The organism is Streptomyces sp. NPDC000404 (genome assembly GCF_040300365.1).
GTDB lineage: Bacteria > Actinomycetota > Actinomycetes > Streptomycetales > Streptomycetaceae > Streptomyces > Streptomyces ramulosus.
In genome coordinates this window covers 16,336-31,552 of the sequence record NZ_JBEPDN010000024.1, presented here as the reverse complement: position 1 = coordinate 31,552, position 15,217 = coordinate 16,336, and the positions used below count along the sequence as shown (strand labels likewise).

Sequence of the window (15,217 nt, the reverse complement as noted above, 5' to 3'; positions counted from 1 at the left end):
GGATTCCAGCGCTGCTCCCGCTTCGGCCGCCGGCCGCCGCCCCCAGGGGCCCACCCCTCGCCGCATCCCCACTCCGCACGGCGACCCCGGCTCGCCCGGTTCACCCAGTTCCCCCGTTCTCACCCGTTGGGCGCGGGCGCGGCTTGCGGTGGGGGAGCGGCTGCCGGTGTGGGTGCAGATGCGGTGCGGTACCGAGCCGAAGACGTTGGCCGCGCTGGGGTTGGTGCTGGTGGTGGCGCTGGTCCTCGCGGTGCAGCACTTCTGGTCGGGTGGGCCGGAGCCGGTGCGGGCGCCGGCGGCGGAGCGGGTGGTGCCGGCGCCCGGTGGATCGCCGCGGCCGGAGCCGCCGGGCGCCGCTCCTGCGCCCGGGGCGACCGCGGGCCGTCAGCTGGTGGTCGACGTGGCGGGGAAGGTCAGGCACCCCGGGGTGCGCCGGTTACCGGCGGGGGCGCGGGTGATGGATGCGCTCGCCGCGGCCGGTGGGGTGCTGCGCGGGGCGAACACCCAAGGGCTGAACCGCGCCCGGCCGCTGGTCGACGGTGAGCAGATCGTCGTCGGCGGGGCCGGAGGCGCAGCGGGCCCGGGCAGTGGGGCGAACGGGCCGCCCGGTGCCGCCTCGTCCGGTGCCTCGGGAGGGCTCGGCGGGCCGGGCGCCGCCGTGCCCGGCCAGCCGGTCAGCCTCAACTCCGCGACCGTGGAACAGCTCGACACCCTGCCCGGCGTCGGGCCCGTACTGGCCCAGCACATCGTCGAATTCCGCACCCGGCACGGCGGGTTCAGCTCGGTGAACCAGCTGCGCGAGGTGACCGGCATCGGCGACCGCAAGTTCGCCGACCTGCGGCCCCTGGTGCAGCCATGAGCGCCGGAAGCCAGGCGGCGCAGACGGCGGCGGCCGCCCCGCACGGATCCGCGGAGCCACACCAGGAAGGCCCTGCCGACCTGCGCCTGGTGGCCCCGGCGACGGCGGCGTGGGGTGCGGCCGCGCTCGCCCTGGGAGCCCCGGCGGGCGTGGTGGCGACGGGCTGCGCCCTCGCGGTCGTCCTCGCCGTACCGGCCCTGTGGGCGGCGGTGCGACGGCGCCGGACGGGGACGGCGGACGGTCCGTGCACCGGGCGGGGCACCCCGTACCTGCGGTCCGCGGGAGCGCTGGTGGCCCTGGCGGCGGTGCTGCTCTGCGGGGCGGCGGGAGCGGCGAGCGCGGCGCTGCACGCGGCGGACACCCGACGCGGACCGTTGCCCACCTGGGCCGCGCGCCATGCCCACCTCACCGCCGAGATGGAGGTGACCGGCGACCCGCGCACGGTCCGCCCGAAGGTCCGCGGATCGCACCGGCTGCCGCCGTCCCTGGTGTTCACCGCCGACGTGGTGCGCCTGACCACCCCGGACGGCGCGGTCACCGCGCTCCGCACGCCCGCCCTCGTCTTCGTGGCGAGCCGCGACGGCGATCCGGACCGTTCCAAGGCCGACGCGAACCCCCAGGCCACGGCCACGGGCCAGGTCGCGGCCCCGGACCAGGCCACGGCCCCGGAGCAGCACACAGCCCCGGGCCAGGCCACGCCCCCGGGCCAGGGAGCCGCGAGCCCCCGGGACGCGCACCCGGACTCCCCGAATCGGGCCGGGGCAGCGGGCGGTGAGGTCCTGGAACGCTGGCGGACGTTGCTGCCGACCACCCGCATCCGGGTGCCGGTGCGTGCCGCTCCGCCGATGCCGCCCGACGACCGGATCGCCGCCGTCCTCCGGGTCTCCGCCGACGGCCCGCCGCAGATCACCGGCGCATCCTCCGGGCTCCAGCGGCTGGCCGGCGCTCTGCGGGCCGGGCTCCGCGACGCCTCCGACGGACTGCCGCCCGACGCCCGCGGACTGCTGCCCGGCCTGGTGGCCGGGGACACCTCGCGGGTGCCGCCCGACCTCGACGACGCGTTCCGGACGACCGACCTCACACATCTGCTCGCCGTATCCGGCAGCAATCTCACCATCGTGCTGGCACTGCTGATCGGCCCGCCACATCTCGCCTCCCGCGCCGAACGCCGCGGCCTGGCCCCGCGCCTGGGCCTCTCGCTCCGGGCCACCGCCCTCGTCGGCGGCGGTCTCGCGCTCGCCTTCGTCGTCGTGTGCCGGCCGGACCCCAGCGTGCTGCGGGCCGCGGCCTGCGGCCTGATCACCCTGGTGGCGATCGGTACGGGGCGCCGCCGCTCCCTGCTGCCCGCCCTGGGCGCGGCGGCGCTGCTGCTGGTGCTCTACGACCCGTGGCTGGCCCGCAGTTACGGATTCCTGCTGTCGGTCCTGGCCACCGGTGCGCTCCTGGTGCTCGCACCCCGCTGGAGCGCGGCCCTCCGCCGGCGCCGGGTGCCGCCACGGCTCGCCGAGGTGATCGCCGCCGCTGCCGCCGCCCAGGCGGTCTGCGCTCCGGTCATCGCGGTCCTCGCCGCCCGGGTCGGGCTGCTGGCGGTGCCCTGCAACCTCCTGGCGGAGCTGGCCGTCGCCCCGGCCACGGTCCTCGGGTACGCGGCGCTCGCCGTGGCGCCCGTGTCACCGGCCCTCGCCCAGGCGTTGGCGTGGTGTGCGGGCTGGCCCGTCAGCTGGATCGCCTGGGTGGCGCGTACGGGAGCGGCGCTGCCGGGGGCGGAGTTCGGCTGGCCCGGCGGCTGGGCGGGCGGCCTCGCGCTCGCCGCCGTCACGGTCGTCCTGGTGCCGCTCGGACGACGGGTGCTGCGCCGCCGGTGGCTGTGCGCCGTGTGCGCGCTGGCGCTGGCCCTGGTGGTGTGGCGACCGGTACCGCTGACCCGGGTGATGACGGGCTGGCCGCCACCCGGGTGGCGGGCGGTGGCCTGCGATGTGGGACAGGGCGACGGCCTGGTCCTGGCGGCGGGCGACGGCACGGCGCTGGTGGTGGACGCGGGCCCGGAGCCGCGCGCGATGGACCGCTGCCTGACGGACCTGGGAGTACGCCGGGTGCCGGTGGTGGTGCTGAGCCACTTCCACGCCGATCATGTCGACGGACTGCCGGGGGTGCTGCGCGGCCGGTCGGTCGGCCTGATCGAGACGACCACGCTCCGGGAACCGCCCGGACAGGCGGAGTTCGTACGCCGTACGGCGGCGGAGGCGGGCGTTCCGGTGGTCCCGGCGGTACCGGGGGAGCGGCGTCGCCTGGGGCAGCTGAGCTGGGAGGTCCTGTGGCCGCCGGCGGACGGCGCGGGCGCGACGGCAGGGCCGAACGACGCCAGCGTGACGCTGCTCGTCCGCAGCGGCGACCTGACCCTGATGCTCCTCGGCGATCTCGAACCCGCCGCCCAGCAGGCCCTGTTGACCGCACACCCGGAGCTGACCGCCGTGGACGTCCTCAAGGTCGCCCATCACGGCTCCGCCCATCAGGACCCGGCACTGCTCCGACGCCTGGCACCGCGGCTCGCGCTCATCTCGGTGGGCGCGGACAACCCGTACGGCCATCCGGCACCCCGCACGGTCGAGGCGTTACGGCGCGGGGGCGCCATGGTGCTGCGCACCGACACCGGGGGCGCGTCGGCCGTGCTCGGCACCCACCACCATCTGTCGGTGACCACGGAAGACCGCCGCCCCGGCAGGACACAGGAACGCCGCCGTCCCCCTGCCCACCGCAGCCGCCGCCCGCACGACACCGGCTGCGGATCCCGTCGCCGCAGACGTCCCCGTACGGCCCCGGTCTCGCCCCGAGCGCCTGCCCCGGGCGGGTCCGGCGCGGCCCGACCAGGCGCACCGCCCCACGGCCCGACCGCTACTCCCTCTCGCGCCGCTACTCCCTCTCGCGCCAGCCCTCGTGCTCGGCGGCGAGGGCGTCCAGCCGGTGTGCGTCGTAGCGGCCGTCCGGGTCCTCGACGACCACCAGCCACTGTGCGTCCTCGGCGTCGTCCTCCCCGGCCAGGGCGTCCCGTACGAGCTGGGGTTCCTCGGGGACGCCGAAGCGTTCGGTCAGGGCCTCGGCCACCTCCTCGGCGGCGTCGCGGTCGGGCAGTACCAGTACGTGTCGTGCATCGCTCACCCGGCCATTGTCGGTCAGCGGGCCGGTGCGCCGGGCGGGCCGGGTGCGCGGGGCGGCGTTGTCGGTGCGGCGTGGGATGCTGGAACGCGATGGCCAGGAAGAGTGCAAACGACGATCCGCTCGCCCCCGTGACGCTCGCGGTGGGCCAGGAGGACCTGCTGCTGGACCGCGCGGTCCAGCAGGTGGTGGCGGCTGCCCGCGCCGCCGACGCGGACACCGATGTGCGGGACCTCACCTCCGATCAGCTCCAGCCCGGCACGCTCGCCGAGCTGACCAGCCCGTCGCTCTTCGCGGAGCGCAAGGTCGTGGTGGTGCGCAACTCCCAGGATCTGTCGGCGGATTCGGTCAAGGACGTGAAGGGGTATCTCTCCTCGCCCGCCGAGGAGATCACGCTCGTACTGCTGCACGCGGGCGGGGCCAAGGGCAAGGGGCTGCTGGACGCCGCCCGGAAGGCGGGCGCGCGCGAGGTGGCGTGCGCGAAGATGACGAAGCCCGCCGATCGGCTGTCGTTCGTGCGGGGCGAGTTCCGGGCGGCGGGGCGCTCCGCCACCCCCGAGGCGTGCCAGGCGCTGGTCGATGCGATCGGCAGCGATCTGCGGGAGCTGGCATCGGCCTGTTCGCAGCTGGCCGCCGACGTCGAGGGCACGATCGACGAGGCGGTCGTCGCGCGCTACTACACCGGTCGGGCCGAGGCGTCGAGCTTCACCGTCGCCGACCGCGCGGTGGAGGGCCGGGCGGCCGAGGCGCTGGAGGCGCTGCGCTGGTCGATCGCGACCGGCGTCGCCCCCGTCATGATCACCAGTGCGCTGGCCCAGGGCGTCCGCGCCATCGGCAAGCTGGCCTCCGCCCCGCGCGGCGCCCGCCCCGGCGATCTCGCCCGCGAGCTGGGCATGCCGCCGTGGAAGATCGACCGCGTACGGCAGCAGATGCGCGGCTGGTCGGCGGATGGCGTGGCGACGGCGCTGCGCGCGGTGGCCGCCGCCGACGCCGGCGTCAAGGGCGGCGGTGACGACCCCGAATACGCCCTGGAGAAGGCCGTGGTGGCCGTCGCCCGCGCAGCCCGCTCCCGCTGACCGCTTCCGCCCGGCCGATACGACCCGGCCCGTATCGCCCCCTCCGGCAACCCACACCGGCCCGGCCCTGTGCCCTCCCCCGGCGGAGCCCTCCGTTGGGCCGCCACCTCACCAATCGGGCCGATGGCCGGCACCAACGCCTCGGCAGGCCGCCACACCGCCCCTGGTCCAAGCCCTCATCCGGCGAAGCCGCGGGCCGTCACTGGGGCCGACGGCCGCATCGACGCCTCGGCATGCCGCCACAGGGGTCCGGCCCCCCCCGAGCCTTCACCGGCGGAGCCCTCCACCGGACGCCACCTCACCGCGCGGGCCGACGCCCAATGAACACTTCGCCACACCGCCACACCGCCACACCGCCACGCCGCCACACAGCCACACCGACCCGGCCCGGCCCCCGCCCGCCCCGAGCCCCTGACCAGGCACAACCAGGCACAACCAGGCATAATCAGGCGCGACCGGGCACCCGGGCACCGGCACCCGGCAACCCCCCAACCCCCCAACCCACGCCCCAGCACCTGCCCCCTGCCCCCCGCCGACCGGTGGGCGACCTCTCACTCCCGCAGCTTCGACAGCGTCTCCCGGGCGCTGGTCTTGAGCATGTCGCCCACGTCGTCCGGCGTCGGCTGGTCGTTGGCCTTCCGGCCGGAGGCGTAGCTGGACCATGTCGTCTGGTACGTGGTCCAGCCGTGCCGGACGGCGAGGATCGCGTACCGACCGGTGTCGCTGCCCTGGTCCTCGCGGGTCACCAGATACGCCTCGTCGCCGAGGTCCTCCACCGGCGTGACCTTGTAGCGGTTCGTGGGGGAACTCTGCTTCTCGTAGGCCCGGTAGGTGTCGGCGAACTCCGGGGCGGGGTCGCTCTTCTTGTGCAGGGTGGCGGTGGTGTAGACGCTCGCCGAGGAGTAGTCGGAGCCGCTTCCGCCGTCCTGCTGGAGGGTGATGTTGCACCACATGGAGTCGAGGGCGAGCTGCTGGGCGCCGCTGTGCTCCGGGTTGGAGCCGGACGTGGAGGGGTTCTTCGACGTCCGGTACCGGGCGTCCTCGAAGGGCTTCAGGGAGGTCTTCGCGCACAGGTCGGAGGTGTACGCGTAGCCCGCGAGGTCGGGGGAGGGCTCACCGCTGAACCCGCCGGTGGCGAAGAGCAGCGATCCCCAGAGGGCGCCGGCCGCGACGGCGCCGCCGATCGCCCATATCCAGCCGGACGCGCCACGGCCCCCGGAACCCGGAGCCGGCGGCTGCGTCGGCGCGGGCGGCCCGAAGCCGCCGGCCTGCGGCGAGGGCTGGGCGTACGGATTGGACGGTGCTGGGACCGAACCGCCGTAAGGGTTCGGCTGCGGCGGGCCGTAGGGACGGCCGGAATCCCCCGAGGTCGACATGCCCGCAGAGTAACGGACCCCACCGACAACGCCCCCGGCCCGGCGGACCCCACGAAACGGTCTCCACGGCAACCCCATGAGGCCCCACAGGGCCCGGACGCCCCCAACAGAAAACCCCGCCACCCTGGGGAAGGGTGAGGCGGGGCTTTCCGTATGTGTCATGTGTCGGCGTGCCCGGCGGAAGGCCGGGTGGCCGGGGTGCGCCGCACCCGCGTGGCGAACGCAGGCCGTGTGCGGCGCGGTGGTGCACCGTGCGAGGAGCGGAGAGAGGGGCCGCTGGGTCCCCGACGGCGGGGTGGTGCAGGTCGGACGGCGGACCGTCCGGCGGAGGTCGTTCAGCCCTTGAGGCCGGCGACCTTCTTCGCCAGCGCCGACTTCTTGTTGGCGGCGGCGTTCTTGTGGATGACACCCTTGCTGACGGCCTTGTCGAGCTTCTTGGCCGCCTCGGCCTGGGCGGTGGTGGCCTTCTGCAGGTCACCGGCCTCCACGGCCTCACGGGTGCGACGGATCGCGGTCTTCAGAGTGGACTTGACAGCCTTGTTGCGCTGACGAGCCTTCTCGTTGGTCTTGATCCGCTTCATCTGGGACTTGATGTTCGCCACGAAAGAGCCTTTTCAGGTTCGTTGGAGTTTCGAGTTGCGCCCCGTACAGAGAGGGCACGAAGCGCAGTGGACCAGGTTACCAGCCGCCTCCGCAGCCACCCAATCCGGGCCGTTTCCGCCCGTAGGGGCCCGCCGTCGGGAGGCACCCGCAGCCGCCGGGGAGCGCCCGGAACGGGCCGGGGGCGCCGCTCATGGGACCATGGGGAGGACGTCACACCCGAGGGTGGTCTTGCGGATCATGGCGGGTCCGCCGGACGCACCCTGTTCCGCCTACCCGCCTTGAATGGACCCTGCGTGCCCGCGACCTCTACGAACGTGCCGGAGCCGAGCCGTACCGATCCGGCCCTCCTCCGTAACTTCTGCATCATCGCGCACATCGACCACGGCAAGTCGACGCTCGCCGACCGGATGCTCCAGATCACCGGTGTCGTCGACCAGCGGCAGATGCGCGCGCAGTACCTCGACCGCATGGACATCGAGCGCGAGCGCGGCATCACGATCAAGTCCCAGGCGGTGCGGCTCCCGTGGTCGCCGTCCGAGGGTGAGGAGGGGAGTGGCACCCACCACATCCTCAACATGATCGACACCCCCGGTCACGTCGACTTCACCTACGAGGTCTCCCGCTCGCTCGCCGCGTGCGAGGGCTGCATCCTCCTCGTCGACGCCGCGCAGGGGATCGAGGCGCAGACCCTCGCCAACCTCTACCTGGCGATGGAGAACGACCTCACGATCATCCCCGTCCTCAACAAGATCGACCTGCCCGCCGCGCAGCCCGAGAAGTTCGCCGCGGAGCTGGCGAACCTCGTCGGCTGCGAGCCGGAGGACGTGCTGCGGGTCTCCGCCAAGACCGGCGTCGGCGTGCCCGAGCTGCTGGACCGGGTGGTCCGCGACGTCCCGGCGCCGGTCGGCGTCAAGGACGCCCCCGCCCGCGCGATGATCTTCGACTCGGTCTACGACGCCTACCGCGGCGTCGTGACGTACGTGAAGGTCGTCGACGGCACGCTCACCAAGCGCGAGCGCATCCGGATGATGTCCACCGGCGCCGCCCACGAGCTGCTGGAGATCGGCACCAACTCGCCCGAGATGACGGCCGCCGACGGCCTCTCCGTGGGCGAGGTGGGCTATCTGATCACCGGTGTGAAGGACGTCCGCCAGTCCAAGGTCGGCGACACGATCACCCAGCTCAACAACGGTGCGACCGAGGCGCTGGGCGGCTACAAGGACCCCAAGCCGATGGTGTTCTCGGGCCTGTACCCGCTGGACGGCTCGGACTACCCCGAGCTGCGCGAGGCGCTGGACAAGCTCCAGCTCAACGACGCGGCGCTGGTCTACGAGCCGGAGACCTCCGCGGCGCTCGGCTTCGGCTTCCGCGTCGGCTTCCTGGGCCTGCTGCACCTGGAGGTCATCCGGGAGCGTCTGGAGCGCGAGTTCAACCTGGCGCTGATCGCGACCGCCCCCAACGTCGTCTACCAGGTCGACATGGAGGACGGCGCGCACCACGAGGTCACCAACCCGAGCGAGTTCCCCACCGGCAAGATCGACAAGGTCCATGAGCCGGTCGTGCGGGCCACGATCCTGGCGCCCAGCGAGTTCATCGGCGCGATCATGGAGCTGTGCCAGACCCGCCGCGGCACGCTGCTCGGCATGGACTACCTCTCCGAGGACCGCGTCGAGATCCGCTACACCCTCCCGCTCGCCGAGGTCGTCTTCGACTTCTTCGACCAGCTCAAGTCCAAGACCCGCGGCTATGCCTCGCTGGACTACGAGCCCACCGGCGAGCAGGTCGCCGACCTCGTCAAGGTCGACATCCTGCTGCACGGCGACAAGGTCGACGCGTTCTCCGCGATCTGCCACAAGGACAAGGCGTACGCGTACGGCGTCCGGCTCGTCGGCAAGCTGCGCGAGCTGATCCCGCGGCAGGGCTTCGAGGTGCCGATCCAGGCGGCGATCGGCAGCCGCGTCATCGCCCGCGAGACGGTCCGCGCCATCCGCAAGGACGTCCTCGCCAAGTGCTACGGCGGTGACATCTCCCGTAAGCGGAAGCTGCTGGAGAAGCAGAAGGAAGGCAAGAAGCGGATGAAGATGGTCGGCAGCGTGGAGGTGCCGCAGGAGGCCTTCATCGCGGTGCTCTCCTCGGACTCCGACGGCGACAAGAAGAAGTAGCACCCGCCGCCCGCCTCCCGCACGGAGAGCGGGGCGTACACCGAAGGGCGCCGGCCTCGCATGAGGCCGGCGCCCTTCGGCGTCCGCGCGCGGTGAGACGTCCCGGACGGCAGGCTTCCGGGGGATATGCCGGAGATGCGGTGAGGGAGCATCTGCGCGTACAGCGTACGGATCACTTCGTGAACCAGTCGGCCGCAGACCCTTACATGGCGGCGGAACGCGGCCTACTCTGATCTCTGCTCAAAGGTTACTCGCGAGTCACCAGCAACGTAGCGGGCCCCGGAGGATGCCGTGACGGACACCCACACGCTGATCGACAACCGCCCGCCTTCGGTGGCGAGCCTCTTTCTGGACCGGGTCGCCGCGACGCCCGACGCGGAGGCGTTCCGTTACCCCGTGCCGCCCGCCGCGGGCGCGGGCCCCGCCGACTGGAAGTCGCTGACCTGGAACGACGCCGCGCAGCGGGTGTACGCCACGGCCGCCGGGCTGATCGCGCTCGGGGTGCGCCCCGAGGAGCGGGTGGCGCTCGCCGCCGCGACCCGCGTCGAGTGGATCCTCGCCGACCTCGGCGTGCTCTGTTCCGGCGCCGCCACCACCACGGTCTACCCCAGCACCAACGCCGAGGAGACCGCGTACATCCTGTCCGACTCCGGCAGCCGGGTGCTGATCGCGGAGGACGCGGCCCAGCTCGACAAGGTCCGCGAGCGCCGCGCCGACCTGCCCGACCTCGCGCATGTCGTCGTCATCGAGGGGGCCGACGCCCGGCCCGCCGAGGACGACCCGGAGGGCTGGGTGCTCTCCCTCGCCGATCTGGAGAAGCGCGGCGCCGCCTATCTGGAGAAGCACCCGGAGTGCGTCACCGAACGCGTCGCCGCCCTCCGCGCCGACCAGCTCGCCACGCTCATCTACACCTCCGGCACCACCGGCCGCCCCAAGGGCGTACGGCTGGCGCACGACTGCTGGTCCTACATGGCGCGCGCCATCCAGGCCACCGGCATGGTCACCGCCCAGGACGTGCAGTACCTCTGGCTGCCGCTCGCCCACGTCTTCGGCAAGGTGCTCACCGCCGGGCAGATCTCGGTCGGCCACGTCATCGCCGTCGACGGCCGGGTCGACAAGATCATCGAGAATCTGCCGGTGGTCCGGCCGACCTACATGGCCGCCGTCCCGCGCATCTTCGAGAAGGTCTACAACGGCGTCGCCGCCAAGGCGCGCGAGGGCGGCGCCGCCAAGTACAAGATCTTCCAGTGGGCGGCGGGTGTCGCCCGCGAGTACGCCAAGGTCTCCCAGGACACCTTCCGCCGCACCGGCAACGCCTCCGTCCCCTTCGCGCTCGCCGCCAAGCACAAGGCCGCCGACGCGCTGGTCTTCGCCAAGCTGCGCGCGGCGTTCGGCGGCCGGCTGCGCGCCGCGGTCTCCGGCTCCGCCGCCCTCGCCCCGGAGATCGGCTACTTCTTCGCCGGCGCCGGCATCCACATCCTGGAGGGCTACGGCCTGACGGAGTCCAGCGCCGCCAGCTTCGTCAACCCCGGCGAGGCGTACCGCACCGGCACCGTCGGCAAGCCGCTGCCCGGCACCGAGGTGCGGATCGCCGAGGACGGCGAGATCCTGCTGCGCGGCCCCGGCATCATGCAGGGCTACCACGGGCTGGAGGCGCAGACCGCCGAGGTCCTGGAATCCGACGGCTGGTTCCACACCGGCGACATCGGCGAGCTGTCGGCCGACGGCTATCTGCGGCTCACCGACCGCAAGAAGGACCTGATCAAGACGTCGGGCGGCAAGTACATCGCCCCGGCGGAGGTCGAGGGCCGCTTCAAGGCGATCTGCCCGTTCATCTCCAACGTCCTGGTGCACGGCGCCAACCGGAACTTCTGCACCGCCCTCATCGCGCTCGACGAGCCGACGCTGCTGACCTGGGCCGCCGAACACGGCATGGCCGGCCGCCCGTACGCCGAGATCGTCGCGGACGGCCGGACCCGCGATCTGATCGACGGCTATGTCGAGCGGGTCAACGAGGGCCTCCAGCGCTGGCAGCAGGTCCGCAAGTTCCGGCTGCTCCCGCGCGACCTGGACATTGAGCACGGCGAGGTCACCCCCAGCCTCAAGGTGAAGCGGCCGGTCGTCGAGCGGGCCTTCAAGGACCTCATCGACGAGATGTACGCAGGCGCGCGAGAGGCGTGAGGGCGCCCGTCCGGGCGGGTGGCGGGGACTCGCGCGCCCCCTCACCCGTCCGGTGACGGAACCGCCCGCAGGCCCGCTGCCTGCGCTTCCCGGCCGCTTCCCCGCCGTCCGCGCGCCGTTCCGCGATGACGCGGTGTCGTGCCACGCGCCCGGTCTGTCACCCTGTCCGTGCGGCACGCGGCGGACGGCCGTGCCGCGCGGGAGGTGCGGGGATGACGACGACTGCGTTACCGGCGGAGGCCGGAGCCGCGGGCCCGGCGGGCGCGGACCGGGCGGCCCGCTCCATCGCGCTGCCGGGCACGGCGCGGGCGGCGGCCGACGCCCGCCGCTTCGTCCGCGCCACGCTCACCGACTGGGCGGCCCGGCGGCCACCGGGCGCGGAGCGGCTGGACGCCCGGCTGACGGACGAAGCGGTGCTGCTGGTCAGCGAGTTGGTGACCAACGCCGTGGTGCACGCCGGCACCGACGTCGACGTCCGCTGCCGCCTCGACGCGGACGGGCCCGGCGGACTGGTCGTCGAGGTGGCCGACCGCCACCCCACCCGGCCGGTGTGCGGGCCGCACCACGGCGAACTGCCCGGCGGCGCCGGCCACGGCCTCCAACTGGTCGGCGCGGTCGCCGCCTCCTGGGGCATCACCTACGACCGCGCCGCCAAATGCGTCTGGTTCCGCCTCGCGACCGCCGCCCCGGAGCCCGGCACGGACCGCACGCCCGGCCACGTACCGGCCGCCCGCACCGCCCCGGACGACACCCCGGCGGCGCACCGCCCCGGGGAAGCGGACGACGCGTACCGCCCGGCGCCCGGCCACGGACCCGCGGACACCGGTGGCGCGTACCCGGACCCGGCGGCCGAACCGCCCGCCGCCGGATACGCCGACGCCGCCTACGGGGCGGGCAGCTACAGCGACACCTCCTACGGGTACGCCGCACCCGTGGGCGGCCCCTCGGGCGCGGCCGCCGAGTGGATCACGCACGGCGCGCCGACCTTTCTCGCCGAGGCCTCCGATCTGCTCTCCGGCCCGCTCGACGCCGACCGCATCGCCTCCCTCGCCGCCCAGCTCGCGGTGCCGCGGCTCGCCGACTGGTGCGCGGTGTGGCTCTACGACGGCGAGGCCGGCGGACCGGTGCCGGGCACGGCGGGCGGCGACGAACCGCCGCGCCTCGCCCACGTCTGGCACTCCCGCGAGGCCCTCATCGACCCGCTCCGGCTGGCCCTGGAGAAGGCCCCGCCGCCGGGGGCGCCTTCGCAGTCCCGCGCCACCGACGGCTCGGCGGTCCCCTGGGCGTGGCCGGAGGGCGCGGACGGCGCGGAGCCGGCGGACGGGCCCGAGGCGCCGGGCAGCCCCCTCGGCGCCGCCCTCGCCTGCCCGTTGATCAGCGGCGGCCTGCGGCTGGGCACGGTGCTGCTCGGCCGCTCCGGGCTGCCGCGCTTCCCCGACGCGGCGGTCGGCCTCTCCGAGGACCTGTGCCGCCGCGTCGCCCGCGCCGTCGCCACCGCCCGGGCGTACAGCAGGCAGGAGCGGATCAGCCGGGTCCTCCAGCGGCGGCTGCTGCCGCACGGCCGGGCGCAGGTCCCGGGCGTCGCCTCCGCGGTGGTCTACGAACCGCGCGCGGGCGCCTGGGCGGGCGGCGACTTCTGGGACCTCTTCGACGCGGGCGACGGCCGCTGGTGCTTCGCCCTCGGCGACGTCTGCGGCAGCGGCCCGGAGGCGGCGGCGGTCACCGGCCTCGCCCGCCCGGTGCTGCGGCTGCTGGCCCGCGACGGCTTCGGCGTCGGCGCGGTGCTGGACCGGCTCAACGAGACCATGGCCCGCGAGGCGGCGGACTCCGTCGCCGCGGTGGCCGCCGCCGTCGCCGCCGAGGCCGGGGTGCAGTCCTCCGTCGGCCTGCGCGACGAGGGCGAACAGGCCCGCTTCCTGTCGCTGCTCTACGGCGAGATCGTCCCGCACCCGGACGGCTCCGGCGGCATCCGCTGCACCCTGGCCAGCGCCGGACACCCGCTGCCGCTGGTCCTCGGCACCGACGGCGCGGTTCGGGTGGTCGCCGCGCCGCAGATGCTGCTGGGCGTCGTCGGCGACGCCACGTACGAGAGCGAGGCGTTCGACCTCGCCCCGGGCGAGACGCTGCTCTGCGTCACCGACGGGGTCACCGAACGCCGCTCGGGCCGCAACCAGTTCGATGACGACGACGGCCTGGCGCGCACCCTCGCCGCCTGCGCCGGACTGCCCGCGACCGACATCGCCGAACACATCCGCCGCGCCGTCCACGGCTTCTCCCCGACCCCGCCCGACGACGACCTGGCCCTCCTCGTCCTCCAGGCCGTACCGGAGGGCCGGACGGAGGGGGAGACGGGGTAGGCCGGAGGCCGGGGGCGCCGACCGCGGGCCTCCGGCCGGAGCGGGCGGCGCTCCCTTCCGGCCCCGGCCCCGCCCTCCCGGCGCCCGCGCTCCGTCCGGCCCCCGCCCGGCTCCCCGCCGCCCCGGCGCCCGCCCCATCGGACCGCGACCCGCGTCCGCCCCCGGATGACGGACAATGGGCCCCATGCCTTCCGCACTGCCCGATGGGGAGCCGATGCCCGGGGACGGGGCGCTGCCCGCCGCCGCGCTGACCGGCGCCGCCGGCCGCCCGCTCGGTTTCTACCTGCACGTCCCGTACTGCGCGACCCGCTGCGGCTACTGCGACTTCAACACCTACACCGCGAGCGAGCTGCGCGGCCCCGGCGGCGCCCTCGCCTCCCGGGAGACCTACGCCGACCACCTCGTCGCGGAGGTCCGGCTCGCCCGCAAGGTGCTCGGCGACGACCCGCGCCGGGTCGAGACGGTCTTCGTCGGCGGCGGCACCCCGACCCTGCTGCCCGCCGCCGACCTCGGCCGGATGCTCGCCGCGATCCGCGACGAGTTCGGCCTCGCCCCGGACGCCGAGATCACCACCGAGGCCAACCCGGAGACCGTCGACCCGCGCTACCTCGACGGGCTGCGGGAGGGCGGCTTCAACCGCGTCTCCTTCGGCATGCAGAGCGCCCGCCCGCACGTCCTGAAGATCCTCGACCGCACCCACACCCCCGGCCGCCCCGAAGCCTGCGTCGCCGAGGCGCGCGCCGCCGGGTTCGAGCACGTCAACCTCGACCTGATCTACGGCACCCCGGGCGAGAGCGACGACGACTGGCGCGCCAGCCTGGACGCCGCGCTCGGCGCCGGGCCCGACCACGTCTCCGCGTACGCCCTGATCGTCGAGGAGGGCACCCAGCTGGCCCGCCGGATCCGCCGCGGCGAGGTCCCGATGACCGACGACGACGTGCACGCCGACCGCTACCTCATCGCCGACGAACGCCTCGCCGCCGCCGGTTTCCGCTGGTACGAGGTCTCCAACTGGGCCACCACCGACGCCGCCCGCTGCCGCCACAACGAGCTGTACTGGACCGGCGCCGACTGGTGGGGCGCGGGCCCCGGCGCCCACAGCCACGTCGGCGGCGTCCGCTGGTGGAACGTCAAGCACCCCGGCGCCTACGCCCAGGCCCTGACCGAGGGCCGCTCCCCGGGCGCCGGCCGCGAACTCCTCGCCGACGAGGACCGCCGCGTCGAGCGCATCCTCCTGGAACTCCGCCTCGCCGATGGCTGCCCCCTGGACCTCCTCGCCCCCGCGGGCGCCCGCGCCGCCGCCCGCGCGCTCGCCGACGGCCTCCTGGAACAGGCCCCGTACGAGGCCGGCCGCGCCGTGCTGACACTCCGCGGACGCCTGCTGGCTGACGCGGTGGTGCGGGATCTGGTGGACTGATCACTCTCCGGGGTGAATCGTGCGATTCCCACC

Annotated in this window: 9 protein-coding genes and 1 pseudogene; 7 read left to right on the top strand and 3 right to left on the bottom strand. The window is 74.6% G+C overall.

All coding sequences use genetic code 11. The annotated features are described in order from the left end of the window. Positions 1–166 precede the first annotated feature (166 nt). Positions 167–859 (top strand): ComEA family DNA-binding protein, encoded by a 693-nt coding sequence (locus ABT345_RS33050; protein WP_351324215.1) that lies wholly within the window; start codon positions 167–169, stop codon positions 857–859. After that, a pseudogene (locus ABT345_RS33045) lies at positions 856–3,567 on the top strand (ComEC/Rec2 family competence protein); the annotation flags it as partial. The gene ABT345_RS33050 and the pseudogene ABT345_RS33045, both read left to right, overlap by 4 nt. 202 nt (positions 3,568–3,769) lie before the next feature. Here the strand turns inward: ABT345_RS33045 and ABT345_RS33040 are convergent. Next, the gene (locus tag ABT345_RS33040; RefSeq protein ID WP_030283826.1) at positions 3,770–4,015 is read right to left on the bottom strand and encodes a hypothetical protein; all 246 of its coding nucleotides are present in this window, start codon (positions 4,013–4,015) and stop codon (positions 3,770–3,772) included. An 89-nt stretch (positions 4,016–4,104) separates the two neighbouring features. Here ABT345_RS33040 and holA point away from each other — a divergent pair, with 89 nt between their 5' ends. Beyond that, on the top strand, positions 4,105–5,088 hold the full coding sequence (gene holA / locus ABT345_RS33035; RefSeq protein ID WP_345085097.1) for a DNA polymerase III subunit delta: 984 nt from the start codon (positions 4,105–4,107) through the stop codon (positions 5,086–5,088). Between the two features lie 551 nt (positions 5,089–5,639). Here the strand turns inward: holA and ABT345_RS33030 are convergent. Both ABT345_RS33030 and rpsT read right to left on the bottom strand, forming a co-directional pair. Beyond that, complete coding sequence (locus tag ABT345_RS33030) at positions 5,640–6,464, bottom strand: hypothetical protein (protein WP_345084010.1); 825 nt, start codon at positions 6,462–6,464, stop codon at positions 5,640–5,642. A 335-nt stretch (positions 6,465–6,799) separates the two neighbouring features. Continuing rightward, positions 6,800–7,066, bottom strand: a complete 267-nt coding sequence (gene rpsT, locus ABT345_RS33025) for a 30S ribosomal protein S20 (protein WP_030283819.1) — start codon at positions 7,064–7,066, stop codon at positions 6,800–6,802. Positions 7,067–7,360: 294 nt separating this feature from the next. Between rpsT and lepA the strand changes: the two genes are divergently transcribed. From lepA to hemW, 4 genes are all read left to right on the top strand, one after another. After that, the gene (gene lepA, locus ABT345_RS33020; RefSeq protein ID WP_345084007.1) at positions 7,361–9,229 is read left to right on the top strand and encodes a translation elongation factor 4; all 1,869 of its coding nucleotides are present in this window, start codon (positions 7,361–7,363) and stop codon (positions 9,227–9,229) included. A 291-nt stretch (positions 9,230–9,520) separates the two neighbouring features. After that, the gene (locus ABT345_RS33015; protein ID WP_345084005.1) at positions 9,521–11,410 is read left to right on the top strand and encodes an AMP-dependent synthetase/ligase; all 1,890 of its coding nucleotides are present in this window, start codon (positions 9,521–9,523) and stop codon (positions 11,408–11,410) included. Between the two features lie 212 nt (positions 11,411–11,622). Continuing rightward, positions 11,623–13,767: a SpoIIE family protein phosphatase gene (locus ABT345_RS33010; protein ID WP_345084003.1), complete on the top strand. Its 2,145-nt coding sequence runs from the start codon at positions 11,623–11,625 to the stop codon at positions 13,765–13,767. Positions 13,768–13,951: 184 nt separating this feature from the next. Continuing rightward, positions 13,952–15,184: a radical SAM family heme chaperone HemW gene (gene hemW, locus ABT345_RS33005; protein ID WP_345084001.1), complete on the top strand. Its 1,233-nt coding sequence runs from the start codon at positions 13,952–13,954 to the stop codon at positions 15,182–15,184. Positions 15,185–15,217 lie beyond the last annotated feature (33 nt).